This is a genomic window from Yersinia enterocolitica, assembly GCA_002082245.2.
Taxonomy (GTDB): Bacteria; Pseudomonadota; Gammaproteobacteria; order Enterobacterales; family Enterobacteriaceae; genus Yersinia; species Yersinia enterocolitica_E.
This window is the reverse complement of the sequence record NBTC02000002.1, coordinates 1,506,933-1,531,383: the sequence shown is the minus strand read 5'-3', so window position 1 is coordinate 1,531,383 and position 24,451 is coordinate 1,506,933. Positions and strand designations below refer to the sequence as shown.

Here is a 24,451-nt window from a genome sequence, read left to right as displayed (position 1 = left end):
ATAACCTGATGAACTATATAAAGAACCCGCAGGAAATAGAGCAAAACAGTTTTGCCATCATCGGTGACATTATTGCCGATGAGCACCCGGACTTTCGCTTTGTCAGTGAGATGCAAGAAGCGGTGATCAAGCGGGTTATCCATACCACGGCGGATTTTGATTGGCTGGATATTCTGCATTTCTCACCGCAGGTACTAACCCATATTGCCGAGGGTATCCGCCGGGGTTGCACCCTTTATACCGATACTACGATGGCGATGTCCGGTATCAACAAAGTGCTGTTAAAGCAGATGGGATGCGAATGCCGTTGCTACATCAGTGACCCACGGGTGGTGGAGAGTGCGCCGCTACAGGGTATTACTCGCTCGATGGCCGCAGTGGATGTTGCTCTGGCAGAGTCAGGAGAAAAGCTGTTTGTCTTTGGTAATGCCCCGACTGCGTTATTCCGCTTGTTGGAACGCCACGCCACACCGATCGCGGTCATTGGTGTACCGGTGGGGTTTGTCGGGGCGGCTGAATCCAAAGATGCCTTGGTTGCCAGTGACCTGCCATGCATTGCAGCACTTGGGCGCAAAGGGGGCAGCAATGTGGCAGCAGCCATCATCAATGCCATCCTCTATCAGTTGCGGGGGGCGCTATGAGTGAGGCTACTGTCAATGACAGTCAGATGCTGCAAAACCAGCAATTAGACAGCATTTGGCATAACGGCAAACAATATCGCAAAGGTTACACCACCGGTTCTTGTGCGACGGCGGCGGCTAAAGTGGCGGCGCTAATGGTGTTGCGCCAGCAAGTGATTGACCAGATTTCAATTGTGACGCCTTCCGGTGTCACGTTATGCCTGAATGTAGAACAACCCCTCATTGAGGGCCAGCAAGCTACGGCGGCCATCCGCAAAGATGGTGGTGATGATGTTGATGCTACCCACGGCATGCTGATTTTTGCTCGCGTCACGCTGCGTGAACAGACGGAAATTACTCTGCGTGGTGGCGAAGGGGTCGGGACAGTGAGCCGTAAAGGTATTGGCCTCCCCGTCGGCAGCTCAGCCATTAATCGTACGCCACGCCAAACCATCGAGGCAGCAGTGCGCGAGGTCATCGGCCCGTTACGCGGTGCTGAAATAGAGATCTTTGCTCCCGAAGGGCAAGAGCGGGCGAAAAAAACCTATAACGGGCGGTTGGGGATCCTCGGTGGCATTTCCATCATCGGCACTACCGGCATTGTGACACCGATGTCGGAAGAGAGCTGGAAACGCTCGCTGGCATTGGAATTGGAGATGAAGCGCGCGGCGGGTGAAGATCGCGTCATTCTGGTACCGGGCAATCATGGCGAGCGCTTTGTTCGCGACCATCTGGGCCTCGACAGCCAGCGGGTGGTGACCATGAGTAATTTCGTCGGTTATATGTTGCAGGAAACCGTGCGACTGGGCTTTCGTCAGGTGCTGCTGGTAGGGCATCCCGGCAAATTAGTGAAAGTGGCCGCCGGTATCTTCCATACCCACAGCCATATCGCGGATGGGCGTATGGAAACATTGGTTGCCCATCTGGCGCTGATGGGGGCGCCGCATGCGCTACTGCTTGAAGTGAACCAGTGCAACACCACTGAAGCGGCGATGGAATTGATTGCTGAGCAGGGGTGGCAGGCGGTCTACAGCCGTATTGCCGAACGTATCTGTGAGCGAATTGCTGAAATGATGCGTTTCTCCGTTAATCCGCCGCAGTGCGATGCGATTTTATTCTCTTTCGATAATCAGGTGTTAGGCAGCAGTCGGCCTCTGGATGAAATTGTGGAGGCATTGCGATGATTACGGTTGTTGGCATCGGCCCAGGTGATATCGACTATCTGACCCCTGAAGCCCAGTGGGCTATCAGCCAGGCTGAGGTATTGGTGGGCGGGAAGCGCCATCTGGCAACATTTAGCAGCAATGTTCGTGAGTCCCGCTTGTTAGATGCGGATCTGCTGGGGTTACTGGAGTGGCTGGATAGCAACAAAACTCGCGCCATTGTGGTATTGGCTTCCGGTGATCCTCTGCTGTATGGCATTGGCAAACTGCTGGCGGCGAACTTCGGCACTGACGAGCTACATATCGTGCCCGGCATCAGCGCTATTCAATATCTGTGTGCCAAAGTGGCGCTGGATATGAATGACCTTTTTCTTACCAGCAGCCACGGGCGGGTACCCGATTTTGACTGGATTTTCCAGCATGACAAGGTGGCGATGGTGACTGACAGCATTATCGGCCCGCGTGCCATCGCCGATGCATTACATCAGCGTGGTCTGTCCCGCACCTTGATTATCGGTGAAAACCTGTCACAACCCAATGAACGTATTCACCGTCTGTCGCAACAACAGGTAGCGGCGCGTTATGACATGAATGTGGTGGTGATCCTCAATGAGAGATGATCTGTTCTTACGTGGGCAAAAAGTCCCGATGACCAAAGAAGCGGTGCGCGCATTGGCACTGGAACGGCTGGAGTTGCCTTGTTATGGCCACCTGATTGATGTGGGCGCCGGGACGGGCAGTGTGGCGTTGGAGGCGGCACTGCGCTTCCCCGATTTGCAGGTCACCGCGATTGAGCGCAACCCAGCGGCACTGGAACTGATTAGCGAAAACCGCCAGCGGCTGGGTTGCCACAATGTGGCGATTATTGCAGGCGTTGCCCCCTTGCCTAATACGGCCGCAGCCGATGCCATTTTTATTGGTGGCAGCGGCGGGCATTTAACCGATCTGATTGATTGGGCGCTGATGACGCTAAAGCCCGATGGCCGTTTGGTACTGACCTTTATTTTGCTCAACAACCTTAATGACGCGTTGGCTCACTTACAGCACTGCGCTGTCAGCCAGTTAGATTGCGTGCAGTTGCAACTCTCCACCCTGACCCCTTTGGGCAGCGGACACTATTTTAAACCTAATAATCCTACTTATCTTATTTCCTGCCACAAGGAGGCGCGCAATGTCTGAGCATCCTGATGCTGCATCAACAGCGGTACTACAACCCTGGGATACACAAAAAATCTGGTTTGTCGGTGCAGGGCCGGGCGACAAAGAGTTGATCACCCTGAAAGGCTACCGGTTGTTACAGCAAGCAGAGGTGGTTATCTACGCCGGCTCGCTGATCAATACCGAACTGCTGGAATATTGCTCGCCAGAGGCGCAATGCCACGATAGCGCGGGTTTGAATTTGGAACAGATCATCACACTGATGGTTGATGGTGTGCGGGCTGGCAAGTTGGTGGTGCGATTACAAACCGGTGACCTCTCTTTATATGGTTCGATCCGTGAGCAGGGGGAAGTGCTGAGTGAGCACGGTATTGGTTTTGTGTCGGTACCGGGTGTCAGTGCTTTTCTTGGCGCAGCGGCGCAACTGGGGGTGGAATACACCGTGCCGGAAGTGGCGCAGAGCTTGATTATTACCCGAATCGAAGGGCGAACCCCGATGCCGCCGCTGGAGCAACTGGAGGCGTTTGCCGCGCACCAAACATCGATGGCGATTTTCTTGTCAGTACAAGAGATGGACCGCGTGGCTGAACGTTTGATTGCTGGCGGATACCCAGCGTCGACTCCTGTTGCGGTGGTGTACAAAGCGACATGGGCTGAAAGCCGCACTGTGCGCGGTACGCTGGCTGATATCGCCGAATTGGTTCGCGCCGCTGCTATTCATAAAACTGCACTGATTTTGGTGGGGGCGTTCCTCGGTGATGAATACCACTATTCCAAACTCTATGATGCGGGGTTTAGCCATGAATATCGTCAAGCCTGAATCCATAGCGGTATTTTGCCTGACTCCGGGCGGGGTGCGGTTGGCGCGGCGTTTGCAGACCCACTTGCCGCTGACCTGCTTTACCAGTGAAAAACTGTTGGAACCGGGTTTTCTGCCGTTCAATGGCAGTTTTGGCGACACCATTCGTGAGGCCTTTAAACAGTATTCGGCACTGGTAGTGGTCGGGGCTATCGGCCTGACAGTGCGGGTTATCGCCCCGTTGGTGAATGACAAAATGAGTGATCCGGCGGTGGTGGTGATTGATGAGCGTGGGCAACATGTCATTAGTCTGTTGTCTGGTCACGTGGGTGGCGGCAATACCTTAACCCGTTATTTGGCGGGCATTCTCGGGGCCGATCCGGTGATAACTACTGCAACCGACGTTAACCAGATGGCGGCATTGGATACGCTGGCGACCCAACTGGACGGCGAAATGCAGGATTTTCGTCACGCCGTCAAAGTGGTCAATCAAATGTTGGTCAGCGAACAAAAAGTGGGTTTGTGGTGGGATACGCCTCTGCTGGCTGAGCGTGAACGCTGTGACACTCGTGGTTTTGTAGCGGTTGATTCGCTGGATCAATTGCCAAAACTGGATGCGATAGTTTGTGTCACGTTGCGCGACAGCCTGCCTCCATTACCGTTACCGGTGTACAAACTGGTGCCACGCCGGGTGGTCGCGGGTATCGGTTGCCGCCGGGCCACCTCGCTGCAAACCTTGGTTGAATTGTTACAACAGCAAATGGCCGAGAATCACTTTGACCTCATGGCGCTGCGGGCTATTGGCAGTGTCACTATCAAAAAAGATGAACCCGCGCTACATCAATTGGCTCAGTGCTGGCGAGTACCGTTCGAACTGTTCAGTGTCGGCGAACTGAGTCGCCATGAGCAACGTTTCCCTGCTTCTGATTTTGTCCGCCAAACGGTGGGTGTCGGCAGCGTTTCACAACCGGTCGCCTGGCTGATGAGCGACGGTAAATTGGTTGGCAATACTCTGCGTCAGCAGGGTGTCACCATCACTCTGGGAGTATCGCATTAATGTTAACCGTAATTGGCATCGGGCCGGGCAGTGAATCGATGATGACGCAGGAAGCTATCGCCGCAATCCGCGAGGCGGAAATTATCGTCGGTTATAAAACCTATACCCATCTGGTGAAACCCTTGACCGGGGATAAGCAGGTGATCAAAACCGGCATGTGTAAAGAGATAGAGCGCTGCCAAACCGCCATTGATCTGGCGCTGGCGGGCCATAACGTGGCGCTTATCAGCAGTGGTGATGCCGGGATCTATGGTATGGCGGGCTTGGTGCTGGAGCTGGTAACGCAACAAAAATTGGAGTTGGAGGTGCGGTTGGTGGCGGGGATCACCGCCAGTATTGCTGCTGCCTCGTTACTCGGCGCGCCACTAATGCATGATTTTTGTCATATCAGCCTGAGTGATTTGATGACGCCGTGGGCGGTGATCGAAAAACGCATTGTCGCGGCAGCGCAGGCTGATTTTGTTATCTGTTTCTATAACCCACGTAGCCGTGGCCGTGAAGGGCATCTGGCCCGCGCGTTTGAGTTAATGCAGCCGTGGAAGCGGCCGGAAACGCCAGTCGGGGTAGTGAAAGCCGCCGGGCGTAAAAAACAGGAGAAATGGATCACTACGCTGGGTGAGATGGATTTCGAACCGGTGGATATGACCAGTCTGGTGATCGTCGGTAATCAGGCGACCTATTGCCGTGATGGGCTGATGATCACGCCACGGGGCTATTCATTGTGATGGGCCATCACCCTTATCCACCGATTCATGTCTTTGGCGGTACCAGTGATGCGCGGCTGATTTGCCAATTGCTGGATGCCGCAGAGCAACGCTATAGCCTGTCGGTTGCCACTGATGCCGGTAAACAACTGGCGGGAGATATTGGCGGTGAGGTCATGGTTGGGCGGATGGATGCAGGGCAGATGGCTGATTTTTTGGCGACCAGACAGGTCCAGTGGGTGGTTGATGCCTCGCATCCTTATGCCTGCATGCTCAGTGACAATGTGGTGGCGGCCTGCGAACAGTCAAATGTCACGCTGACCCGTTACCAACGGCCAAGTGAAATTGATGTTCTGAGCCACCCTCTGCTGCACAAGGTCGATAGCGTTGCTGCGGCCTGTGAGGTGGCAAAATGGCTGGGGCCGCGGGTGTTACTCACGACTGGCAGTAAGCAGTTAGCTGAATATCAACGTGGGCTGGTGGGTAAAACCTTACTGGTTCGGGTGCTGCCCACGGCGCAAGTGCTGAACCAATGTGAGGCGCTGGGGCTGGGGGTTGACCACATTATTGCGCTGCGCGGGCCATTCAGTGCGTCGTTCAATCAGGCACTGTATGAGTTTTGCCAGCCGGATGTGGTTATCACTAAAGAGTCCGGTGCCCAGGGGGGATATCAGGAAAAAGTCGCCCCCTGTCTGGCACTGAATATCCCCTGCATTGTGGTGTGTCGCCCCGCCAGCGTGGTATTGGGCGGTATCGGTCAGCAAGTGACGTCATTAGATGAATTTAGCCAACATCTGATCCACTGGCAGCAACAACGAGGACAATAAAATGAAAAAGGCACTGTTGGTGATCAGTTTTGGCACCAGTTATGAACAAACCCGCCAAAAGAATATTGATGCTTGCGAGCAGCAACTGGCGGCAGCTTACAGCGATCGTGATGTTTTTCGCGCGTTTACCTCGGAGATGATCATCCGCAAATTGCGCAAACGCGATGGTTTGCTGATCAACAACCCACGGGAGGCGCTAAAACACCTGGCTGAACAGGGCTATCAGGATGTCGCCATCCAATCGCTGCATGTGATAAACGGCGATGAATACGAAAAAATTGCCAATGAAGTGCGCACCTTTAGCGACTGTTTCCATCGTCTGGTATTGGGTACGCCGTTGTTAAGCAGTTTTGCCGATTACCAACAACTGCTGGTGGCGTTACAGGCTCAAATGCCGGTGCTGGCCGCTGATGAACGGGTGGTCTTTATGGGCCACGGTGCCAGCCATTATGCCTTTTCAGCCTATGCCTGTCTGGATCATCTGATGACCTCGCTGCATTTCCCGGCATTGGTGGGCGCGGTAGAGAGTTATCCAGAAATCAGCCATATCATTACCCGGCTGCAACAGCAGGGGGTGCGTAAAGTGCACTTAATGCCGCTGATGTTGGTGGCCGGTGATCATGCCATCAACGATATGGCCTCTGATGAGCCGGACTCATGGCAATCGCAACTGGAGGCCGCCGGTATCTGTGCTCACTCCTGGTTACAAGGATTGGGTGAGAACCCATTGATACGTCAAATGTTTGTCGAACATCTGGACCAAGCCTTACAACAAAAACAGCAGGAGGCAGCGTAATGAGCGGCAGACTTTATGCATTGGGTGTTGGCCCAGGTGCTAGTGATTTAATTACTGTACGCGCAGCACGGCTGATAGCCAAACTCGATGTGCTGTATGCGCCTGCCGGGCGCAAAGGTGGCGACAGTCTGGCGCTCTCTATCGTGCGCGAATACCTTTCACCACATACCGAAATCCGCACCTGTCATTTCCCTATGAGCGCTGATGATAGTGAGAAGCAAACGGTATGGGATGAGGTGGCACAACAGTTGCAATCTGAAGTGGCCAATGGCCGTCAGGTGGGATTTATCACCCTCGGCGATGCCATGTTATTCAGCACGTGGGTGTTTTTATTGGAACGCATCGGGCGGCCTGATTGGTTGGAAATCGTACCGGGCGTAACCTCATTTGCCGCCATTGCCTCGCGTGCGGCGCTACCGCTGGCGATGGAGCAGCAGTCACTGGCCATCATGTCCTGTACCGCGCCGGAGGCCGAATTGGAGCGCGCACTGCGGGATCACGACTGTGTGGTGCTAATGAAAGTCTATGGCCGTTTTGCTCGGATCCAAGCGCTGCTGGCACGGTTGGAGCTGTTCCCACATGCGCTGTTGATGTCGGAAGCCTCATTGCCTGGCGAAGTGTGCTGGCGTCAGCTTGATAGCATCGCCGCTGACCAGACATTGCCCTATTTCTCGACCATTTTAGTGAATAAGCAGCAACGAGTTAATGGATAACAGGTTAGTTAAATAGAGGGTTAATTAATTTTAAATTACTCCCCAAAGTGATTGGAGCAACTAATGGAAATGGAAAAAGAGTTAAAGAAACTGTCTTATAGCGGAGTGGCAATGGCAATCTTGCTCACGCTGGCACCGAATGACGTTTTTGCCATGCACATTATGGAAGGTTTTTTGCCGCCGATGTGGGCGCTGGCTTGGTGGGTGCTGTTTCTGCCATGCCTATTTATGGGATTGGTGCGCTTAAAGCAGATTGTGGCTGAAGACAGCAATCAGAAAGTGTTATTGGCGCTGTGTGGCGCGTTTATTTTCGTGCTCTCAGCACTGAAAATTCCGTCGGTGACCGGCAGTTGCTCACACCCTACAGGGGTAGGGCTGGCAGTCATCTTGTTTGGGCCGGTGGTGGTGGCGGTGCTGGGGGCGATTGTACTGCTGTTCCAGGCGCTATTGCTGGCACACGGCGGGCTGACAACGCTCGGTGCTAACGGTATGTCGATGGCGGTGATCGGACCGGTAGTAGGTTATTTGGTGTGGAAATTGGCCTGTAAAGCGGGATTACGCCGCGATGTTGGGGTTTTCCTCTGTGCCATGTTAGCGGATTTAACCACTTATTTTGTCACCTCAGTACAACTTGGCTTGGCGTTCCCCGATCCACAATTTGGTATCAGCGGTTCAGTTATCAAGTTTATGGGGGTGTTCTGTATTACCCAGATCCCGATTGCGATTGCTGAAGGGTTATTGACGGTCATGATTTACGACCAATTGACCAAACGGCGCTTAATTCACGCGGAGAGCCACTAACATGAAAAAGACCCTGATCCTGCTGGCAATGGTGATTGCACTGGTTATTATGCCGTTCTTTATTAATCACGGCGGCGAATACGGTGGCTCGGATGGAGAGGCTGAAGCGCTGATCCAGCAAACGGCACCGCACTATGAGCCCTGGTTCCAGCCATTATATGAACCTGCCAGTGGTGAAATTGAGAGTCTGTTGTTCACGCTGCAAGGTTCCATTGGCGCAGCGGTGATTTTCTATATCTTGGGTTACTACCGGGGGAAACGCGGTGAGCATGCTGGGGATTGATAAACTAAGTTATCAAAGCCGCTGGCGGCAGGTTGACCCAATAGGGAAACTGGTGCTGTATGGCGTTTTCCTGTTGCTGGCGATGCTCAGCCCGCCGCTCTATCAGGCGTTATTGCTGATATTTATCGCCGCGCTGACCTGCTACTTGTTACGCGTTGGCCCGCGCCGTTATCTGCGCTGGCTGGCTATTCCGCTGTCATTCCTGTTGGTGGGGCTGGTGACCATTGTGTTATCCCTTTCTCGTCAACCGGAGAGTATGTGGTGGAGTATACAAATCGGTAATTGGTGGTTCGGTATCGATAAAGTCGGTCTAACCACTGCCAATCAGACCTTGTGGCGTAGCCTGGCTGCATTGGCCGCGACTTTCTGGTTTGTGCTGAATACGCCATTCCCACAGCTTATTCAGATACTTAAACGCTGCCATGCCCCCCGTTTGCTGACTGAGCAAATTTTGCTGACCTGGCGCTTTATTTTTATTTTGGCTGAAGAGGCTGCTGCTATCCATCATGCGCAGTCCCTACGGTTTGGTTATATCTCATTGCGTACTGGCTACCATTCGCTGGCTATGTTGGTGAGTATGCTATTTACCCGCGTGATGATTCGCTATCAACAGATGGTTATCTCGCTGGATATGAAACTTTATCAGGGTGATTTCCACCTGTAAGGCAGGATTTGATGTTAGCCACCAGACAGTTAGGTTTCAGCTATCAGGATGAGCAGGTATTGCACGATCTGACGCTGGATTTCAGTCAGCACGCGGTCACTGGTGTCTTGGGCGCCAATGGCTGTGGCAAATCCACCTTATTTATGAATCTGACCGGTATTTTGCAACCCCAACACGGGACTGTGCTGTGGCAAGGAGAGCCGCTGAGTTATAAAAAGGCCAGCCTGCGAGAGCTACGCCAACGGGTGACAACGGTATTCCAAGACCCGGAACAGCAGATTTTTTATACCGATATCGACAGTGATATCGCGTTCAGCCTGCGTAATCTCGGCGTGGAGGAAACGGTGATCGCCGCGCGAGTGGATCGGGCGCTGACACTGGTTGATGCGCAGGGTTTTCGCCATAAATCTATTCAGCACCTTAGTCACGGTCAGAAAAAGCGGGTGGCAATTGCCGGTGCACTGGTGATGGAAGCAGAGTATCTGTTACTCGATGAGCCGACCGCAGGGCTGGATCCGGCCGGGCGTCAACACATGATTACCATCATTGAACGCATTGTGGCAGAAGGGAAACGGGTTATTCTCTCCAGCCATGATATCGATTTGGTCTACAAGGTTTGTGACTATCTGTATGTCTTATCTCATGGTCGCTTAATGATGGCCGGTGAAACGACCGAGGTGTTTCTGCAACAGGATAAACTGCGCGCTGCCGGGCTTATCCAGCCATGGTTGGTCAAAATGCACTGCGAGCTAGGGTTACCGTTATGCAAAACGGAAGAACAACTTTTCGCGTTGATGCGTCAGCGTGAAACCGAGGAGGCGCAATGAGTTTATCGGTGATGGTGCAAGGTACCGCATCTGATGTAGGTAAGAGCGTATTGGTGGCTGGGCTATGCCGTATTTTTATGCAGGATGGCTATCGTTGTGCTCCGTTTAAATCGCAGAATATGGCGCTCAACTCAGGTATTACGCCACAGGGTGAGGAGATGGGGCGGGCACAGATTTTTCAGGCAGAAGCCGCAGGCATCACCCCTGATGTGCGCATGAATCCGGTACTACTCAAACCCACCAGTGACCGTAAGGCGCAGGTGGTACTGATGGGCAAAGTTGCCTGCAATATGGATGCGGTGGAATATCATCAATATAAGCCGCAATTGCAGCAACAAATCAGCGAGGTCTACCAAAGTTTAGCCCGTGAATATGACGTCATGGTGCTGGAAGGGGCGGGTAGCCCGGCAGAAATTAACCTGCGTGACCGCGATATCGTCAATATGGGGATGGCGGCAATGGCCGATGCACCGGTGATATTGGTGGCTGATATCGATCGCGGTGGGGTGTTTGCGGCTATTTATGGCACCTTGGCCCTGTTGCATCCGCATGAAAAAGCGCGGGTCAAAGGGGTGATAATCAATAAGTTTCGGGGTGACATTGCGCTGCTTAAACCTGGGTTGGAACAGATTGAAGCGCTGACGGATGTGCCGGTATTAGGGGTAATGCCGTGGCTAGATATTGATTTGGAAGATGAAGATGGTGTGGCATTACAAAATGGCAAATATCAGGATGCGGTGGAAAAAGCGCTGGATATTGCCGTCATTCACTTGCCACACATTGCTAACTTTACCGATTTTAATGCGTTGGCGGCTCAGCCAGATGTGCGCCTGCGCTATGTTTCGCAGCCCTCAGCCTTGGGGCAACCGGATCTGATTATTCTGCCTGGCAGCAAAAATACCTTGGGCGATTTACAGTGGTTGCATCACAGTGGGCTGGCCGCCGCGTTATTGGCACAACATCAACATCAGGTACCGGTGCTGGGTATCTGTGGCGGTTATCAGATGTTGGGAAAACGTATTATTGATGGTGTGGAGTCTGGCCTGGAACAGATGGCGGGCCTTGGTTTGCTGGATGTGGAAACGCAGTTTGCACAGGACAAAGTGACCACGCGGGTCAGTGGCTATTGTCTGATGGGCCTGCCGGGGATGCTGGAAAGCTGCGGCGAGCAGCAACTGGAAGGCTATGAAATTCATATGGGTGCATCCCTGCTTGGAACGGCCGCCAAGCCTTTCGCACAATTGACATTGCGTAACGGGCAAGTGGAGCAATGGTTGGAAGGGGCGGTGAACGCCGATGGCAGTGTGCTGGGCAGCTATATTCATGGCCTGTTTGACAGCCACAACTTCACTCGCCCACTGCTGGACAATTTGCGCCAACGTAAAGGGCTGGCGGCGTTTGACGGTGTGACGGTGAATTACGCCGAACATAAGCAGCAACAGTTTGATATTCTGGCAGCACATATGCGACAAAATATTGATATTGAAAGTATTTATAAAATAATGAAAACACATCGACAGGAGAGCGCGCAGTGATTTTGATTACCGGAGGTGCGCGCAGCGGCAAAAGTTCGCTGGCTGAACGGTTGGCGGCACAGGCGGCTGAGCGGGTGTTTTACATTGCCACCTCAGTGGTAACAGATGTGGAAATGGCCGCGCGGGTTGAGTTACATCGCGCCAGTCGCCCGGCACACTGGCGTACCTGGGAAGGTTATCGGGATCTGGGAGCAGTGTTGGATCAGCAAGTGGAACCCGGCGAAGCGGTGATGTTGGAGTGTATTACCACCCTTATCACTAATCTGCTGTTTGAACAGGCCGGTGATACGCCGCCGGAGCAGATGGATTTCACGTTACTTGAAGTGGGGATTCAGCAACAAATTACCGATCTGCTGGCCGCCTGTGCCCGAAGTTCAGCACCGATTTATTTGGTGACGAATGAACTGGGGATGGGCATTGTGCCTGAAAATCGTTTAGCGCGACATTTTCGCGATATCGCCGGTCGGGTCAATCAGCGCCTGGCTGCTGCCGCTGACCAAGTGTTTCTGGTGGTTTCCGGCATTGAGGTAAAAATTAAATGAGCCTGCGTCTATTTCTCGCCACCTTGCAGTTTATGACCCGGATTCCGGTGCCAGAGCGCTGGACGCAAGGGTTGGCGATGGATCAGTACGAACGCGGCATTATCGGTTTCCCACTGATCGGGCTGATTGTCGGTATCATCGGCGCGCTGGTCTTTACCCTACTGGTACCTTGGTGTGGCATTCCGTTAGCGGCACTGGGTTATGTGCTGGCACTGGCGCTGGTCACTGGCGCTTTCCACCTTGATGGTTTGGCAGATACCTGCGATGGCGTGTTTTCCGCACGTAAACGCGAGCAGATGTTGGAGATCATGCGTGATAGCCGCCTTGGGACTAACGGCGGTTTAGCCTTGATTTTTATCGTGGTGGCGAAAGTGCTGGTGGTGAGTGAGCTGGCACTGCGCGATGTACCGATGCTGGCAATACTAATGGCAGCTTCAGTGGCGGGGCGTACGGTGATTGTGTTGTTGATGTACCGCCAGCGTTATGCCCGCGCAGGCAATGGCTTGGGCAATATTTACATCGGTAAAGTTACCGGCCGGCAAACTGCCGTCACATTAGTGGGGGGCGCAATACTTACCCTGTTACTGGGGAAAGGGACTGCGCTGTTGGCACTGGTGATTACCATGGCGGTAGTGCTGTTGTTGGCAATCTATCTGCGTAGCCGTTTAGGCGGTCAAACCGGTGATACGTTGGGCGCGGCTGCCGAAATAGGTGAGTTGGTGTTTTTGCTGGCGCTGTTGTAGCTGCTTTGCAATAACAGCGTTATTTCCTGAATAATCTCAATATTGAGTCATTCTATGCGACTTTTTCTGGTACGCCACGGGCAAACCGAGGCCAATTTGCGTGGCGTTTTTTGCGGCCTGACTGATTTGGCGCTAACGCCACAGGGCGTGGAGCAGGCCGGATGGGTGGCCGATTGGTTAGCGGATGTGGATTTTAGTCAGGGCGTCAGCAGCCAGTTGCTGCGCGCCCGCCATACCGCTGACATCATACTCGCCGGGCACCGGGTGAGTGCCGATAGCGACGGGCAACTAAATGAAATGAATTTTGGTGACTGGGAAATGCGCCATCATCATGATTTACAGCGGGAAGACCCGGATGCATGGGCACAATGGGTGGCCGATTGGCAACAGGCAAGTCCCACCGGAGGAGAGTCATTCCCTCAGTTCTCTGCCCGGGTTGAAAAAGTTATCCAGCCACTGCTGTTAGCGTCGGGTACTTCACCACAAAGTAGTGATAACAATCGGCTACTGGTTGCTCATCAGGGGGTATTAAGCCTGATGTTGGCTCGTTTGCTGGCCATGCCAGCGGCGGCTATGTGGCATTTTCATTTTGATCAGGGGGCATACAGCGTATTAGAGATCCACGATGGATTTGTCACGCTGCGTGCGTTTAACAGTCGGGCTGTTTGGCAGCCTGCAATACGAGGTTAAGTACATGCAAACACTTTCATCGATTCTGCGCACGATTGCGCCGCTGGATAGCAAGGCGATGGCCCGAGCACAGGTGCGGTTGGATGGTTTACTGAAACCACCAGGTAGCTTAGGTCGCCTGGAACAACTGGCGGTTCAACTGGCTGGAATGCGGGGGTTATACGGGCATCAGGTTGTGCGCAAACAAATTATTGTGATGGCAGCAGATCATGGCGTCTACGATGAAGGCGTGGCTATTTCACCTCGAGTGGTCACGCTGGTTCAGGCGTTGAACATGGTGAAGGGGGTAACAGGTGTTTGCGTGCTAGCGGCTAATGCCGGTGTTGAAGTAAAAATTGTCGATGTGGGTATTGATAGCGAGACACTACCCGGTGTGGTGGATATGAAAGTGGCGCGTGGCAGTGGCAATATCGCCCGTGAAGCGGCAATGACTCGCCAGCAGGCAGAGGATTTACTTTGTGCCAGTGCACTGCTGACATTACGGCAGGCGGCTGAAGGCGTGAAAGTGTTTGGCGTTGGTGAGTTGGGTATGGCGAATACTACGCCAGCAGCGGCGATGGTCAGCGTGTTTACTGACAGCGATCCTGAATTGGTGGTAGGGATTGGGGCGAATTTTCCTAGCGCGCAGTTACATCATAAAGTGGCGGTAGTGCGCCGTGCTATCGAAACCAATCATCCAGATGCCAATGATGGTATTGATGTGTTGGCGAAAGTGGGTGGTTTTGATTTGGTAGGTATGACCGGCGTGATGCTTGGTGCGGCGGCGGCGGGGTTACCAGTGGTGTTGGATGGTTTCCTCTCATATGCTTCTGCGTTAGCGGCTTGCCGTATCGCACCGGGAGTCCGTGACTATTTGATCCCCTCTCATCTATCAGCAGAAAAAGGTGCGGTCATTGCGCTAAGCCATCTGCAACTCGAGCCATACTTGCAAATGGGCATGCGGCTAGGTGAGGGCAGTGGCGCCGCAATTGCCATGCATTTAGTGGATGCCGCCTGTGCCATGTATAATAATATGGGGTTGTTGGCTGAAAGTAATATTGAATTACCCACCCCCCTTCGTCCTTGAAAATACAGGGGCGTTAGCTACGTTCATTCACCCGAATCACTTACATGAGTAAGCTCATCGGGGTTCATTCTCTTGCTGCCTACCTGTAATCACAATGACTTTGGGGGCCTTAGTCCTTGAAATTACAGGGGGTGTTAGCTACGTTCATTACTCGGCCCATCCTTGGGCCTCGTCTCGTTGAGGCCGCCGCAAGCGGCGTTCAAATCGGTTCCTGACCGATTTGTCACCCGAATCACTTACATGAGTAAGCTCATCGGGGTTCATTCTCTTGCTGCCTACCTGTAATCACAATGACTTTGGGGGGCCTTAGTCCTTGAAATTACAGGGGGTGTTCCCTTTATCCTTGACGTTGCAGGGGATTGGCTACATCTACCTGCAACTCGAATGGTTTTGAATTGTTCGGGTGGTTTTTAGTCGTTGAATAATCAGATAGTGTTATTATCAAAAGATAAGTTAGGTTACGCATTAACATAATTGGATAGTGGCATGCAGAAGCTTCTTTTTTCCGGTCGTATCAATTTGAAAATGATCCGCTATTTCTTAGCCGTATCAGAAGAACTGCACTTTGGAAAAGCCGCTGAACGCCTTCATATCTCGCAACCACCGTTAAGCCTGCAAATTAAAGAGTTGGAAGATGCTTTGGGTTTCCCTTTATTTATCCGGGACAGCCGTAATGTGGTATTAACTCTGGCGGGTGAGATGATGCAGGCTGAGATGAAAGAAGTCTTTGAGAATATAGAAAACTCATTAAGCCGTGTGTCTTATATTGCCCGCCATGAGCAAAGCCACCTCAATATAGGCATTATTGGTTCGGCGCTTTGGCACCAATTATTAGAGAAATTCAAACTTTTTAAAACGCTTAACCCTAACACCACGTGGTCTTTGCATGAGTTTCCGCCCAGCAAACAGTATGAAGCGCTATTAAGTAAGAAGCTTGATATCGGCTTCTGGCGTTGTGCTTCCCTAGAGCAAAGCCCGGCGCTGGTCTATCAGTGCGTTGAGAAGCAGCGGGTTGCGGTTGCGGTGTCTAATGAGAGCGTGCTGGCAGATAAAAAAATGCTCACTTTGAAAGAACTCTCCGGCCAGAACCTGATATTCCTCACTTTTGCTAACTCTGGCTACTCCAAAAATTTATATAATAGTTGCCTCGCCGCAGGTTGTAAGCCGCTGACTATTTATCAATTTGATGAACCACAGACCCAACTGGCTTTTGTAAACAGCAATCTTGGCATCGCTCTGGTTCCTGAAAGCATGCAGGAAATCCCATGGCCTAATATTAAATTCATCCCGCTGATAGACAATCTCTCCGCTGATCTGTTTGCCGTTTATCATCCCGGTAGCATGACGCGGCCGCTGGAGCGGTTGCTTGCGTTATTTTAATGCCGCTGTCACTTAGCTTTAACCAACATGACCATCGCAATAACCACTAAAGTGACCCCAGCGGCGATCTCCTGCCAATTTATTGCCTGCCCTAGCACCACATTGGTCGCAATAACCGACAGCGGTATCAGATATACATAACCTGATACTTTGGCCGGAGAGAGCACAATGCAAGCTTTTTGAAACAGGAAGAAACTTAACGCGGTGGCAAAGGTTGCAAGATAGAAAACCCCACTCCAGGTTATAACGCTAATATTTCGCCATTCGATTTCTGGCAGTTGATAGGCGACGACTGCGGTTAACAATAGCGTGGCACAGATCAAACTCCAGCCAGTGAGAACCAACGCCAGTTCGCCACGATGTAACTTCTTTACTACGATGGGATTAAGTGCCATTCCTAAGCAGCCGAACAGGAATAAATAATCAGACGGCATAAGCGACAGATGTAAAAGCTGAGATAAATCGCCCTTAAAAATAATAAGCAACGCGCCTAAAATCCCCATTAATAAGGCCACCAGCACTGACCATGTCGATTTCGATTTGATTAACAGCATGCTCATTATCAGGCTCATTAATGGCACGGTGGTATATAACGCACTCGAATTTAATGCGCTGGTGGTCTGTAGTGAAAATATCATGCAAGCAAAATAGAGTAATGGCGGCAAACTAATTAACGTGTAGCGGCCTAAATCGCGCAATTTAGGTAATTTAAATAACCTCTGACTCACCAGTAACACCATAAAAAGCAAGCTGGCGATAGCATATCTTAACCAAGTGATAACCATGGGGGGCAAGGCATTGCTGATGGTGGCGCTGGCAATAAAAGAACCTCCTAGCAGGGCGGTAAACCCCAGCATTTGCAGATGTGCTTTAACTATTTCTGTTGTCATGTGCATACTTATTACCCTCTTGTGATCGACGATAATTGCGTGGAAATGCACCATGAACCATTACCTTTTCAGTATGGATAAGCGGGATTTTAGTATTGGTTGTGTCATAACCCCCTGCATATGATGGAGAGGAATATCTATCTCGCTACCTATTTATTATTTAGCCGGTTTATTGGATGACCCGTTTATTTGATAAATAAAAAATAATTAAGGGGTTTTATTATGACGACAGTAAATTCAAACAGTAATGCTGATTTCAGTGAATTACCCTTTCAGGCTGCCGCGTATATTCAGAAAATAAAGCCCGGATTTAAGCCTCAGGCGGCGTTTATTTTAGGTTCAGGCTTAGGCGATTTGGTGGCACAAATTACCAATGAAACCACCCTCAGTTATGCCGATATTCCCGGCTTCCCGGTCAGCTCGGTGCACGGGCATGCGGGTGAATTGGTTCTCGGTGAGCTGTTTGGTGTCGCTGTGATGTGTATGAAAGGCCGTGGTCACTTCTATGAAGGGCAAGGCATGAGCATTATGACCAATCCGGTACGCACCTTTAAACTGATGGGATGCGAGTTCTTATTCTGTACTAACGCCGCCGGCTCATTACGGCCAGAAGTATTACCGGGTTCAGTGGTGATGCTTAAAGATCACATCAACACCATGCCAGGAACACCGCTGGTTGGGCCTAATGATGATCGTTTTGGCCCACGTTTCTTTAGCCTGGCGAATGCCTATGATAAAGGCTTGCGTGCCGAGATGGCCAAGATTGCCCAACAGCTTGATATCCCTCTGACCGAAGGGGTGTTTGTCTCCTATCCCGGTCCTTGCTTTGAGACGCCAGCCGAAATCCGCATGATGCAAATCATAGGGGGAGATGTGGTGGGGATGTCGGTGGTGCCAGAGGTTTTGTCTGCGGCCCATTGCGGCTTAAAAGTGATTGCGTTAACGGCAATTACCAATCTGGCAGAAGGCTTGTCTGATGTGGTTCTGTCTCACGAACAAACCTTAAAATGCGCCAAATTGGCCTCGGTTAATTTCACCAAACTAATTGAAGCTTTTTTGAAAAGCAAAGCATCAGCCGTTCGATAAATACACTATCAACCTTTTGGTTAGTCCCCTATTGGCGTCATTGCGGCTCGCAGGCAGTAGGGGATACCGCTGAAGAGGGAAGTACCCTACAGACTCAATAAGCAAATCATATTCCCTCGACACCTTTGTATCACGGAGAATAAAAATGATAATAAAAAAACGGCTTAAAGTTATGTTCTTCCTCCAGTTCTTTATCTGGGGTGCCTGGCTGGTGACCTTGGGTGCCTATATGATGAATACCCTCCATTTTACCGGTGCGCAGGTGGGGCTAGTTTATGGTGCGAAGGGAATTGCCTGTATTTTAATGCCAAGCATTATCGGTATTATTGCCGACCGCTGGATTAAAGCCAATATTCTCTATACCTGCTGCCACCTATTGGGTGCTGTCGCGCTGCTAATTGCGGCCAATGTTTCCGATCCTAAGATCATGTTCTTAGTGATGCTGTTTAATGCGATGGTTTATATGCCGACAATTGCATTAGCGAATACGATTTCTTATATCTGTCTGGAAAAGGCCGGGCTGGATACGATTAAAGATTTCCCGCCGGTACGTGTTTTTGGCACGGTGGGTTTTATTTTTGCCATGTGGGCTATCAGTTTATCCGGTTTTGAATTGAGCAATATTCAACTCTATATTGCTTCAGGTGCGGCGCTGGTATTGGCTATGTATGCACTCTCATTACCCAGTTGCCCCACCTCTAATGCTAAGAAAGATCGCTCATGGGTTAACCTTTTAGGGCTTGATGCTTTTGTTTTGTTTAAACAAAAGAAGATGGCTATTTTCTTCTTATTCGCCATGTTACTGGGTGCTTCATTACAGATTAGCCATACGTTTAGCAGCCCATTCCTGCACGATTTTGCCAAGAATCCACTTTATCAGGATAGCCTCGTGGTGCAGTACCCGTCGCTTTTGTTATCGATGGCGCAAATTGCCGAAGTCTTTTTCATTCTGACCATTCCCTTCTTTTTATCTCGCTTTGGTATTAAGCGTGTGATGATGATCAGTATGATTGCCTGGACTCTGCGTTTCACCTTGTTTGCCTATGGTGACCCGTCCGCCAGCGGCATTGTTCTATTACTGTTATCCATGGTGGTCTATGGCTGCGCCTTTGACTTCTTTAATATTTCAGGGGCGATTTATGTCGAAAAAGAAGTCGACCACAATATCCGTGGCAGCGCACAAGGTTTGTTTATGACGATGGTAAACGGCGTTGGGGCGTATGTTGGCGCGATAAGCAGCGGGCATGTGGTTGATTACTTTACGGTCGATGGCGTAAAAGATTGGAATAGTATTTGGTTATCTTTTGCTGCTTATACTGTCGTACTGGCGGTTGTTTTTGTCTTTGCTTTTCACTATAAGCATGAACCGACTGAGTTGAATGAACGCCAGCTATCTAATTGATTATATATTATATTTTTACTATTCATGGCTCTGATTGAGGGGCGTGGCATAGAAACAAAAAAACCGCCAGGTAGGCGGTTTTTTGTGCTGGTCAGGTAAGCGGCCTTTCCAGCAGGGCTTTGTTAGCAACGTAACGCAAGCGCGATCTAGTGCCGATATTTGGTCTGATTGCTACTCACTGTCAATTTTAGTTCAAGAGAATAATTACTTACTCTTGTTCTGAATACCGCGTGCACCTAAGTTGTTATTATCAACTTGTGGCAGCCCAGTGGTTGCTGAAGAGGACAATAAACCGGTTTCAACATAGTTAAACAGCTTCTCACGGGTGTCGGTGATATCCAGATTACGCATAGTCAACTGACCGATACGATCATCAGGTGAGAATACGGAATCCCCTTTCTCCATGGTCAGCCGCTCTGGTTTGTAGGTCAGATTGTCAGATACAGTATTGAGAATCGAATAGTCATTGCCACGACGCAGTTCCAGTGTCACTTCACCGGTAATCTCGCTCGCAACCCAACGTTGTGCAGAATCGCGCAGCATCAATGCTTGTGGATCAAACCAACGGCCTTGATACAGCAGACGGCCCAACACCCGGCCATTGGCATGATATTGCTCGATAGTATCTTCGTTATGAATACCGGTCAGCAGGCGCTCATATGCGATATGCAACAACGCCATCCCTGGGGCTTCATAAATGCCACGGCTCTTGGCTTCGATAATACGGTTCTCAATTTGGTCGCTCATCCCCAAACCATGACGGCCACCAATACGGTTGGCTTCCATCATCAGCTCAACACTGTCGTCAAACACTACGCCATTTAGAGCAACCGGATACCCACGTTCAAAACGGATAGAGACTTCTTCCGCTTTCACTACCACGTTTTCATCCCAGAACTTCACGCCCATAATCGGGTTAACGATTTTGACGCTGGAATTAAGGAATTCCAAGTCTTTGGCTTCGTGAGTGGCTCCAAGCATATTGGAGTCAGTGGAATAGGCTTTCTCCGTCGACATTTTATAGTCGAAACCGGACTGAATCATAAACTCGGACATTTCATGGCGTCCGCCCAATTCATCAATGAAATCAGTATCCAGCCACGGTTTGTAAATTTTCAACTCAGCATTGGTCAACAAACCATAACGATAGAAACGCTCGATATCGTTACCTTTATAGGTACTACCATCACCCCAGATATTGACACCATCTTCTTTCATCGCGGCAACCAGCATGGTACCGGTGACAGCACGGCCCAGCGGGGTGGTGTTAAAGTAGGTTACACCGGCGGTGGTGTTATGGAATGCACCACATTGAATGGCTGCGATACCCTCAGCAACCAGTTGTTTGCGGCAATCAACCAGACGGGCTTTCTCTGCGCCATACTCCATTGCCTTACGCGGAATTGCATCGTAATCTTCTTCGTCAGGCTGACCCAAATTGGCGGTATATGCATAAGGAATTGCACCCTTTTTCTGCATCCATAACAGTGCTGCGCTGGTGTCCAGGCCACCAGAAAAAGCAATACCAACACGCTGATTAATAGGAAGGTGTTTGAGAATAGTTGTCATCAATTAAATCCTGTATGAATTAGGTCTGTCTGGCAAAGGTTTCAATGCCTACATTGATATCGCAAAACCCCTATTCTAGTCAAAGACATTTTGCATATTTATGTATGTTTCATTGCATAAGTATTTCATCACCACTTTGGTGAAATGATGTTTCACTAAAATTTATCGCATGTTCTATTATGAGATCTGCAAGGATTTTTTACCGCGGACAAAACGTTAAAATTTAACGCGGGTAATCACCATTGTAAATCAGCGCATCGGGATGTTTCACCATAGTGGTGGAAAGCGTTGATGTATGCAAATGGACGTGATTCCAGGGACTGTTAAGTTGAAAATCTTTCACGCAAGCGCGTGGTATAAAAAGCGAAAATCCTATCGGGTACTGTTTTGGCGTGAGATAACGCCACTGGCTATCCCACTGTTTATTGAAGGGCTTTGTGTGCTGCTGATGGGGGTGTTTAGCACACTGCTGGTGAGTTGGTTGGGTAAAGAGGCCATGGCGGCGGTGGGGCTGGCGGATAGCTTCAATATGTTGATTGTGGCTTTTTTTGCCTCTGTTGCGCTGGGAACATCGGTTGTGGTGTCATTTAGTCTTGGTCAGCGTAAACGCAAACAAGCACAAACGGCAGCGCGTCAATCGATCTCTCTACTGGTGCTCATCTCATTATTTTTGGTGTTACTGGTGCATTTTACCGGTGAGACGATTATTAATCTGATGGCCAGTCAAGCCGATCCCTCCGTTAAGGCGATGGCGCTGACCTATCTGCATCTGACCGTCTGGAATTATCCCGCAATGGCCATCACCTTGGTGGGTTGTGGTGCACTGCGCGGAGCCGGTAATACCCGATTACCCATGGTCATCAATATTATGATGAACATTCTCAATATTGCTATCAGTAGCATATTGATTTACGGCCTATTTAGCTGGCAGGGCTTAGGCTTTATTGGTGCCGGTATCGGTATCACGCTTTCTCGCTATATCGGCGCGTTGGTGGTGGTGCTAATGCTAATTTTTGGTGCCAATCACACTCTGCGCATCCCGTTCAAAGCATATTTTATGCCGTTTACCTCGGCGATTATGTTTGAGGTGTTGAGTATTGGTATTCCCGCGAGTGTTGAATCAGTGATGTTTAGCATTGGTAAGCTGATTACTCAGCGTTTTGTGGCGGGGATGGGGACCGAAGTGATCGCCGGTAATTTCATCGCATTCTCAATTGTTGGGCTGATTAACTTGCCGGGCAACGCGTTGGGCTATACCTCGACGATTATTATCGGCACGCGGTTAGGGAAAGGGCAGATCTTGCAACCGATCCGCCAACTCAAGCATATCTTCTGGTTATCGACGGTTGGGGTGTGTTTTATCGCGCTATTATCGATCCCCAGCGCAGGTTTTTTGGCTTCGTTGTATACCAACGAGCCGGGCGTCATTACTGTCGTTAAACACCTCATCTGGATAAATGCACTGTTTATGCCGATTTGGGCCGCCTCTTGGGTGTTACCATCCGGCCTAAAAGGGGCGAAGGATGCCAGTTACACGATGTGGGTGGCACTGGCCGGGATGTGGGGTTGCCGGATTATCGCCGGTTACATTCTGGGTGTGACGCTAGGATTTGGCGTCATTGGCGTGTGGATGGGCATGTTCCTCGACTGGATAGTGCGTGGTGTGCTGTTTTATCGGCGAATGTCCTCTGGCCGTTGGCTATGGCGCTATCGGCCCACAGCCTGACCACTAAAGTTCATTTGCGCCCGTTTGCGGGCCAGCGCATGGCGACTTTTATCGCATTTCCCAGTGGACGCAGATGGTCGTTAAGTGATGTGCAGCGGCGACGTCAGGCAGTGTTCGGTGCCGCGTTTTTCTCTTAAGTCGAATTATTAAGCATTTTCTCCCACGTGCCGATAACACTATAAGTTCCACCATGGTGAGAATGAGAAAAGGCAATGGACAGACGTGGGACGAGAGGGCACCGTGCGTGCTGTATTTTCCTGTTCCCGAATGAAAGGGTGAAGCATTAGTTGCCGCTGAGCAGAATGTTATTCCTTATTTTCCGAATGGCTGATATCGCCTTGTTATTGCACATCAACAATTATTTGCATTGGGGAAAGTATGGATAATTTTCAAAAAGAGATTGAAGAGAGAACAAATCTCACCTCATCAAACCGATTTGAACTTTTGTTGTTCCGACTGGGGGTATCTCAAGAAGAAGAGAAATCCGAGTTATTCGGTATCAACGTGTTCAAACTGCGCGAAATTGTACCCATGCCTACGCTGACCAAAGCCGCGGGTATGGCATCTCCGATGATGGGTATTGCGAATATTCGCGGAGAAATCATTCCGGTGATTGACCTCCCGTCTATCGTCGGTTGCGTGCCAAAAACTGGACTAAATATTCTGCTGGTGACTGAGTACGCCCGGAGTACACAGGCTTTTGCCGTGGAATCCGTTGACGATATCGTGCGCCTTGAATGGAGCCAGGTACTGGCTGCCGACGCGGGTGTTAAGAGCCGCAATATTACCAGTATCGCGCGCTTGGATAACGATCCTACGAGCAACCGATTGGCACTGGTGCTGGATGTTGAACAGATTCTATATGACATTATTCCTGCTAATCGCAATGTTCAAATCGACAGTGAGAAGACCAAGGCATTTGAACTTAAGCCCGGCTCAGTCGCGATTGTGGCTGAAGATTCTAAGGTGGCGCGTTCGATGCTTGAACAGGGTCTGAAGATGATGAATATCCCTGCCGTGATGCATATCACTGGTCTGGAAGCGTGGAATAAGATCAAGAAGATGGCCGATGAAGCGCGGGCCGAAGGGGTACCTATCTCGGATAAAATCGCCTTTGTGTTAACCGATTTAGAAATGCCGGAGATGGATGGTTTTACCTTGACGCTGAATATAAAACGCGATGAGTTCTTAAAAAATATTCCGGTGATAATCCATTCGTCATTATCGGGTAGTGCCAATGAAGACCATGTCCGCAAAGTGGGGGCAGATGCTTATGTGGCAAAATTCGAAGTCAACGAATTGGAAGCCGCCATCCATAGCGCTCTGGATTCAAAGAAAGCGATAAACGCGTAACCACCATGATACCTACGGCCTTTTCCTGCCTGCTCATATGAGCAGGAACGGGCCGAC

At 50.6% G+C, this 24,451-nt stretch carries 26 protein-coding genes; 24 read left to right on the top strand and 2 right to left on the bottom strand.

Annotated elements, in window-relative coordinates; translation table 11 throughout:
* Positions 1-8 precede the first annotated feature (8 nt).
* The 20 genes from A6J66_008330 to A6J66_008235 all read left to right on the top strand — a co-directional run bounded on the left by A6J66_008330 (position 9) and on the right by A6J66_008235 (position 16,368).
* The gene (locus A6J66_008330; GenBank protein PNM24196.1) at positions 9-641 is read left to right on the top strand and encodes a cobalt-precorrin-8 methylmutase; all 633 of its coding nucleotides are present in this window, start codon (positions 9-11) and stop codon (positions 639-641) included.
* Positions 638-1,804, top strand: coding sequence for a cobalt-precorrin-5B (C(1))-methyltransferase (gene cbiD / locus A6J66_008325; GenBank protein ID PNM24195.1), 1,167 nt, complete (start codon positions 638-640; stop codon positions 1,802-1,804). Before A6J66_008330 ends, cbiD begins: the two co-directional genes overlap by 4 nt.
* Positions 1,801-2,403, top strand: a complete 603-nt coding sequence (locus A6J66_008320) for a cobalt-precorrin-7 (C(5))-methyltransferase (GenBank protein ID PNM24194.1) — start codon at positions 1,801-1,803, stop codon at positions 2,401-2,403. Before cbiD ends, A6J66_008320 begins: the two co-directional genes overlap by 4 nt.
* On the top strand, positions 2,393-2,962 hold the full coding sequence (locus A6J66_008315; GenBank protein ID PNM24193.1) for a decarboxylating cobalt-precorrin-6B (C(15))-methyltransferase: 570 nt from the start codon (positions 2,393-2,395) through the stop codon (positions 2,960-2,962). The genes A6J66_008320 and A6J66_008315 overlap by 11 nt, the downstream gene beginning before the upstream one ends.
* Complete coding sequence (cbiF, locus tag A6J66_008310; GenBank protein ID PNM24192.1) at positions 2,955-3,761, top strand: cobalt-precorrin-4 methyltransferase; 807 nt, start codon at positions 2,955-2,957, stop codon at positions 3,759-3,761. Before A6J66_008315 ends, cbiF begins: the two co-directional genes overlap by 8 nt.
* Complete coding sequence (locus A6J66_008305) at positions 3,742-4,797, top strand: cobalt-precorrin 5A hydrolase (GenBank protein ID PNM24191.1); 1,056 nt, start codon at positions 3,742-3,744, stop codon at positions 4,795-4,797. Before cbiF ends, A6J66_008305 begins: the two co-directional genes overlap by 20 nt.
* Positions 4,797-5,522, top strand: a complete 726-nt coding sequence (gene cobJ / locus A6J66_008300) for a precorrin-3B C(17)-methyltransferase (protein ID PNM24190.1) — start codon at positions 4,797-4,799, stop codon at positions 5,520-5,522. Before A6J66_008305 ends, cobJ begins: the two co-directional genes overlap by 1 nt.
* Positions 5,522-6,328, top strand: a complete 807-nt coding sequence (locus tag A6J66_008295; protein ID PNM24189.1) for a cobalt-precorrin-6A reductase — start codon at positions 5,522-5,524, stop codon at positions 6,326-6,328. Before cobJ ends, A6J66_008295 begins: the two co-directional genes overlap by 1 nt.
* Before the next feature lies 1 nt (position 6,329).
* Positions 6,330-7,124: a sirohydrochlorin cobaltochelatase gene (locus A6J66_008290; GenBank protein ID PNM24188.1), complete on the top strand. Its 795-nt coding sequence runs from the start codon at positions 6,330-6,332 to the stop codon at positions 7,122-7,124.
* On the top strand, positions 7,124-7,837 hold the full coding sequence (locus A6J66_008285) for a cobalt-factor II C(20)-methyltransferase (GenBank protein PNM24187.1): 714 nt from the start codon (positions 7,124-7,126) through the stop codon (positions 7,835-7,837). Before A6J66_008290 ends, A6J66_008285 begins: the two co-directional genes overlap by 1 nt.
* Positions 7,838-7,906: 69 nt before the next feature.
* Positions 7,907-8,638 carry a cobalt ECF transporter S component CbiM gene (locus A6J66_008280; protein PNM26941.1) on the top strand — a complete coding sequence of 244 codons (732 nt, stop codon included), beginning with the start codon at positions 7,907-7,909 and terminating at the stop codon, positions 8,636-8,638.
* A 1-nt stretch (position 8,639) separates the two neighbouring features.
* Positions 8,640-8,921, top strand: a complete 282-nt coding sequence (locus tag A6J66_008275; GenBank protein ID PNM24186.1) for an energy-coupling factor ABC transporter substrate-binding protein — start codon at positions 8,640-8,642, stop codon at positions 8,919-8,921.
* A complete protein-coding gene (locus A6J66_008270) occupies positions 8,908-9,585 on the top strand; it encodes an energy-coupling factor ABC transporter transmembrane protein (protein PNM24185.1) in 678 nt (225 codons plus the stop codon). Before A6J66_008275 ends, A6J66_008270 begins: the two co-directional genes overlap by 14 nt.
* Before the next feature lie 11 nt (positions 9,586-9,596).
* Positions 9,597-10,412 (top strand): energy-coupling factor ABC transporter ATP-binding protein, encoded by an 816-nt coding sequence (locus A6J66_008265; GenBank protein ID PNM24184.1) that lies wholly within the window; start codon positions 9,597-9,599, stop codon positions 10,410-10,412.
* Entirely contained in the window at positions 10,409-11,947 is a 1,539-nt protein-coding gene (locus A6J66_008260; protein ID PNM24183.1) for a cobyric acid synthase, read from the top strand. Before A6J66_008265 ends, A6J66_008260 begins: the two co-directional genes overlap by 4 nt.
* Positions 11,944-12,489 (top strand): bifunctional adenosylcobinamide kinase/adenosylcobinamide-phosphate guanylyltransferase, encoded by a 546-nt coding sequence (locus A6J66_008255; GenBank protein ID PNM24182.1) that lies wholly within the window; start codon positions 11,944-11,946, stop codon positions 12,487-12,489. Before A6J66_008260 ends, A6J66_008255 begins: the two co-directional genes overlap by 4 nt.
* Positions 12,486-13,232, top strand: coding sequence for an adenosylcobinamide-GDP ribazoletransferase (locus A6J66_008250; GenBank protein PNM24181.1), 747 nt, complete (start codon positions 12,486-12,488; stop codon positions 13,230-13,232). Before A6J66_008255 ends, A6J66_008250 begins: the two co-directional genes overlap by 4 nt.
* Before the next feature lie 54 nt (positions 13,233-13,286).
* Positions 13,287-13,922, top strand: coding sequence for an adenosylcobalamin/alpha-ribazole phosphatase (locus A6J66_008245; protein PNM24180.1), 636 nt, complete (start codon positions 13,287-13,289; stop codon positions 13,920-13,922).
* Positions 13,923-13,926: 4 nt separating this feature from the next.
* Complete coding sequence (gene cobT / locus A6J66_008240; protein ID PNM24179.1) at positions 13,927-14,988, top strand: nicotinate-nucleotide--dimethylbenzimidazole phosphoribosyltransferase; 1,062 nt, start codon at positions 13,927-13,929, stop codon at positions 14,986-14,988.
* 486 nt (positions 14,989-15,474) lie between these two features.
* Positions 15,475-16,368, top strand: coding sequence for a LysR family transcriptional regulator (locus tag A6J66_008235; GenBank protein ID PNM24178.1), 894 nt, complete (start codon positions 15,475-15,477; stop codon positions 16,366-16,368).
* An 8-nt stretch (positions 16,369-16,376) separates the two neighbouring features.
* Here the strand turns inward: A6J66_008235 and A6J66_008230 are convergent, their stop codons facing one another.
* Entirely contained in the window at positions 16,377-17,258 is an 882-nt protein-coding gene (locus tag A6J66_008230) for an EamA family transporter (protein ID PNM26940.1), read from the bottom strand.
* A gap of 222 nt (positions 17,259-17,480) precedes the next feature.
* On the opposite strand from A6J66_008230, the gene A6J66_008225 reads away from it, so the two are divergent.
* Both A6J66_008225 and A6J66_008220 read left to right on the top strand, forming a co-directional pair.
* Positions 17,481-18,344, top strand: coding sequence for a xanthosine phosphorylase (locus tag A6J66_008225; protein PNM24177.1), 864 nt, complete (start codon positions 17,481-17,483; stop codon positions 18,342-18,344).
* Between the two features lie 145 nt (positions 18,345-18,489).
* On the top strand, positions 18,490-19,746 hold the full coding sequence (locus A6J66_008220; protein PNM24176.1) for an MFS transporter: 1,257 nt from the start codon (positions 18,490-18,492) through the stop codon (positions 19,744-19,746).
* A 204-nt stretch (positions 19,747-19,950) separates the two neighbouring features.
* Here the strand turns inward: A6J66_008220 and A6J66_008215 are convergent, their stop codons facing one another.
* On the bottom strand, positions 19,951-21,315 hold the full coding sequence (locus A6J66_008215; protein ID PNM24175.1) for an argininosuccinate synthase: 1,365 nt from the start codon (positions 21,313-21,315) through the stop codon (positions 19,951-19,953).
* A gap of 295 nt (positions 21,316-21,610) precedes the next feature.
* Between A6J66_008215 and A6J66_008210 the strand changes: the two genes are divergently transcribed.
* Positions 21,611-23,041 carry an FMN/FAD transporter gene (locus A6J66_008210; GenBank protein PNM24174.1) on the top strand — a complete coding sequence of 477 codons (1,431 nt, stop codon included), beginning with the start codon at positions 21,611-21,613 and terminating at the stop codon, positions 23,039-23,041.
* 378 nt (positions 23,042-23,419) lie between these two features.
* Positions 23,420-24,394: a chemotaxis protein CheV gene (locus A6J66_008205; GenBank protein PNM24173.1), complete on the top strand. Its 975-nt coding sequence runs from the start codon at positions 23,420-23,422 to the stop codon at positions 24,392-24,394.
* The last annotated feature ends 57 nt before the right edge of the window (positions 24,395-24,451 follow it).

Bases quoted from the DNA above. Each gene is read 5' to 3' on its own strand.
- A6J66_008330 (PNM24196.1), top strand. From the start codon at position 9: ATGAACTATATAAAGAACCCGCAGGAAATAGAGCAAAACAGTTTTGCC.
- cbiD (PNM24195.1), top strand. From the start codon at position 638: ATGAGTGAGGCTACTGTCAATGACAGTCAGATGCTGCAAAACCAGCAA.
- A6J66_008320 (PNM24194.1), top strand. From the start codon at position 1,801: ATGATTACGGTTGTTGGCATCGGCCCAGGTGATATCGACTATCTGACC.
- A6J66_008315 (PNM24193.1), top strand. From the start codon at position 2,393: ATGAGAGATGATCTGTTCTTACGTGGGCAAAAAGTCCCGATGACCAAA.
- cbiF (PNM24192.1), top strand. From the start codon at position 2,955: ATGTCTGAGCATCCTGATGCTGCATCAACAGCGGTACTACAACCCTGG.
- A6J66_008305 (PNM24191.1), top strand. From the start codon at position 3,742: ATGAATATCGTCAAGCCTGAATCCATAGCGGTATTTTGCCTGACTCCG.
- cobJ (PNM24190.1), top strand. From the start codon at position 4,797: ATGTTAACCGTAATTGGCATCGGGCCGGGCAGTGAATCGATGATGACG.
- A6J66_008295 (PNM24189.1), top strand. From the start codon at position 5,522: ATGGGCCATCACCCTTATCCACCGATTCATGTCTTTGGCGGTACCAGT.
- A6J66_008290 (PNM24188.1), top strand. From the start codon at position 6,330: ATGAAAAAGGCACTGTTGGTGATCAGTTTTGGCACCAGTTATGAACAA.
- A6J66_008285 (PNM24187.1), top strand. From the start codon at position 7,124: ATGAGCGGCAGACTTTATGCATTGGGTGTTGGCCCAGGTGCTAGTGAT.
- A6J66_008280 (PNM26941.1), top strand. From the start codon at position 7,907: ATGGAAAAAGAGTTAAAGAAACTGTCTTATAGCGGAGTGGCAATGGCA.
- A6J66_008275 (PNM24186.1), top strand. From the start codon at position 8,640: ATGAAAAAGACCCTGATCCTGCTGGCAATGGTGATTGCACTGGTTATT.
- A6J66_008270 (PNM24185.1), top strand. From the start codon at position 8,908: ATGCTGGGGATTGATAAACTAAGTTATCAAAGCCGCTGGCGGCAGGTT.
- A6J66_008265 (PNM24184.1), top strand. From the start codon at position 9,597: ATGTTAGCCACCAGACAGTTAGGTTTCAGCTATCAGGATGAGCAGGTA.
- A6J66_008260 (PNM24183.1), top strand. From the start codon at position 10,409: ATGAGTTTATCGGTGATGGTGCAAGGTACCGCATCTGATGTAGGTAAG.
- A6J66_008250 (PNM24181.1), top strand. From the start codon at position 12,486: ATGAGCCTGCGTCTATTTCTCGCCACCTTGCAGTTTATGACCCGGATT.
- A6J66_008245 (PNM24180.1), top strand. From the start codon at position 13,287: ATGCGACTTTTTCTGGTACGCCACGGGCAAACCGAGGCCAATTTGCGT.
- cobT (PNM24179.1), top strand. From the start codon at position 13,927: ATGCAAACACTTTCATCGATTCTGCGCACGATTGCGCCGCTGGATAGC.
- A6J66_008235 (PNM24178.1), top strand. From the start codon at position 15,475: ATGCAGAAGCTTCTTTTTTCCGGTCGTATCAATTTGAAAATGATCCGC.
- A6J66_008230 (PNM26940.1), bottom strand. From the start codon at position 17,258: ATGACAACAGAAATAGTTAAAGCACATCTGCAAATGCTGGGGTTTACC.
- A6J66_008225 (PNM24177.1), top strand. From the start codon at position 17,481: ATGACGACAGTAAATTCAAACAGTAATGCTGATTTCAGTGAATTACCC.
- A6J66_008220 (PNM24176.1), top strand. From the start codon at position 18,490: ATGATAATAAAAAAACGGCTTAAAGTTATGTTCTTCCTCCAGTTCTTT.
- A6J66_008215 (PNM24175.1), bottom strand. From the start codon at position 21,315: ATGACAACTATTCTCAAACACCTTCCTATTAATCAGCGTGTTGGTATT.
- A6J66_008210 (PNM24174.1), top strand. From the start codon at position 21,611: ATGCAAATGGACGTGATTCCAGGGACTGTTAAGTTGAAAATCTTTCAC.
- A6J66_008205 (PNM24173.1), top strand. From the start codon at position 23,420: ATGGATAATTTTCAAAAAGAGATTGAAGAGAGAACAAATCTCACCTCA.